2 protein-coding genes, 1 pseudogene and 1 riboswitch are annotated in these 2,069 nt (G+C 61.1%); of the genes and pseudogenes, 1 reads left to right on the plus strand and 2 read right to left on the minus strand.

Going from position 1 to position 2,069, the window contains the following annotated elements; all coding sequences use genetic code 11:
* Both DBR24_RS32265 and cobO read right to left on the minus strand, forming a co-directional pair.
* A pseudogene (locus tag DBR24_RS32265) lies at positions 1–257 on the minus strand (cobyrinate a,c-diamide synthase); the annotation flags it as partial.
* Positions 254–865 (minus strand): cob(I)yrinic acid a,c-diamide adenosyltransferase, encoded by a 612-nt coding sequence (cobO, locus tag DBR24_RS15255; RefSeq protein ID WP_123465901.1) that lies wholly within the window; start codon positions 863–865, stop codon positions 254–256. The gene cobO and the pseudogene DBR24_RS32265, both read right to left, overlap by 4 nt.
* A 79-nt stretch (positions 866–944) precedes the next feature.
* Positions 945–1,177: riboswitch (cobalamin riboswitch) on the minus strand.
* Positions 1,178–1,340: 163 nt separating this feature from the next.
* Between cobO and DBR24_RS15260 the strand changes: the two genes are divergently transcribed.
* Entirely contained in the window at positions 1,341–1,925 is a 585-nt protein-coding gene (locus DBR24_RS15260) for a hypothetical protein (protein ID WP_123465899.1), read from the plus strand.
* Positions 1,926–2,069 lie beyond the last annotated feature (144 nt).

Consider the following 2,069-nt stretch of genomic DNA (forward strand, 5'->3'; position numbering starts at 1 on the left):
GCCTCGGCGGCCGCTTCCCACAGCAAACGCCGACTGTCCTGCTCGCCGACCATCCACATGTCCAGTTGATACACCGGCGCACCGCTGGCGCGCTCGAGAATCATCGGATCGAGAAAATCCGGGCCGCACTTGAAGACGCGGACCTTGCGCCCCTGATTGCGATGCAAGCGCGCCAGCGCAGCGGTGACGGTAGTCTTGCCCTGACCGGAGGCCGGCGCGGCGATCAACACCGCCGGGCAGTGACGTGGCTGATTCAAAGTTCGACGCCTTTCTGCGCTTTGATGCCGGCCTGGAAGGCATGTTTGAGCATGCCCATTTCGGTGACGGTGTCACCCATCTCGATCATTTCCGGCTTGGCTGCGCGACCGGTGACGACCACGTGCTGCATCGGCGGACGCGCCTGCAAGTCGCTGAGTACCCGATCGAGGTCGAGGTAGCCGTGCTTGAGGGCGATGTTCAATTCATCCAGCACCACCAGGCCGATCGACGGATCGCGCAACAGCTCGCGGGACACTTCCCACGCCGCTTCGGCGGCGGCGATATCGCGCTGACGATCCTGGGTTTCCCAGGTGAAGCCCTCGCCCATCACATGAAAGCGCACTTGCTCCGGGAAGCGGCGGAAAAACAGCTCTTCGCCGGTGCTGTTACGGCCCTTGATGAACTGCACCACGCCGCACTGCATGCCGTGGCCCATCGCGCGGGCAAGCATGCCGAACGCCGAACTGCTTTTGCCTTTGCCGTTGCCGGTCAGCACCAGCACCAGACCGCACTCATCGGGCGAGTTGGCGATGCGCTCGTCGATCACGGCTTTTTTGCGCTGCATGCGCGCCAGATGGCGTTCATCACGCTCGGGGGAATCAGTCATGGGGAGCTCTCCGTTGAGGCTGAATAACGGCGGGCAGGCACAAGAATAGACGGCAAAAAGCCTGGCATCGCCCACCGTGATGCCGCTGGATGGATCAGGCCGGTCTCCGGGCTCATGAGCGGCGATGCGCCTGGCTGCGCGCCTTCCCGCTTCTGTCGAGGCAGTGGCTCAAGGCGCAGCTTTTACTCATTTACCGTTGCGGGGGCAGCGCCGGGATTGTGGTGGCTCTTCGCGCGAAGACAACCCTCACCGGCTTCCCTGTTTCACTCTGTCGACGGGGTGTCACAGAGCACCTGAAACAAGCCGCGAAGGTTAGAGGGTTGGGGGTGGAGCGTCAATTAAAGAGGGGGACATCGGTCGAATAACTGCCGTCGATCAATTATCTGACGCCAATCTTGTGCCACACTGATACAAGTGATATCAAAGAGCCATGCTTTTCCCGGAAAAGCCCATCACAACAATAAGGATGATGACGATGCAAGGCATGATCATCAGCAACCCGCGCCTGGAATTCCTGCGCCCGGTGCTTGAACGCTGGTTTGACTGTATCGACCGTTACAACGCCGTGCGCGGCGACAGCGACACGCCTTACTGGCATGACGAGAACGCCAATCTCGGATTGCTCTCGGCGGCAGCCTGGATGGCCGAACTGGTGACCCTCAGCCAGACGCCCACCCGCAAACAGAACGAGGATGGCGAGCGCAACGCCCGCGCCGATCTGTTTATCGCCGGGACTGACGACCGCGCCTTCATTCAGGCCACGCAGCGCTGGCCCCGAGTCAACAACCTCAACCTGACCCAGGCCCTGCAGGACATCACCAGCGACGCCAAACGCATCAGCTACGCCAGTGATCTGCGGCTTGGCTGCCTGTTCGTCGCCCCGCAAAAGGCCCAGCACAGCGCCAGCCCTGAAGAATTGCAGGATATGGTCGACGATCTGCAAAAGGAACACACCTGCGCAGTGGCCTGGTACTTCCCTTACGCCTACCGAAAACTGCGCAGCGAAGCCGGCAACTATCACCCGGGCATCGCCGTGCTGTTCAAAGAGGCCCGTGGCTAAGCGGTTGAACCATCGGGCGCGTCAGCTCCTCTATGATTAGGAATGCATTCATAGGGAAGATCAGTAATGCGCAAAACCCGACTCGCTTTCGTCATCGCCCTCGCCGGAGGGCTCACCGCCTGCGGTGAATCCTCCAGCCTGCAA

Origin of the sequence: Pseudomonas sp. HMWF006, assembly GCF_003061205.1 — a bacterium.
In the GTDB taxonomy this organism is placed as follows: Bacteria; Pseudomonadota; Gammaproteobacteria; order Pseudomonadales; family Pseudomonadaceae; genus Aquipseudomonas; species Aquipseudomonas monsensis.

Excerpts from the sequence above, each read along its gene's own strand:
- DBR24_RS15260 (WP_123465899.1), top strand. The coding sequence starts at position 1,341 with ATGCAAGGCATGATCATCAGCAACCCGCGCCTGGAATTCCTGCGCCCG.
- cobO (WP_123465901.1), bottom strand. The coding sequence starts at position 865 with ATGACTGATTCCCCCGAGCGTGATGAACGCCATCTGGCGCGCATGCAG.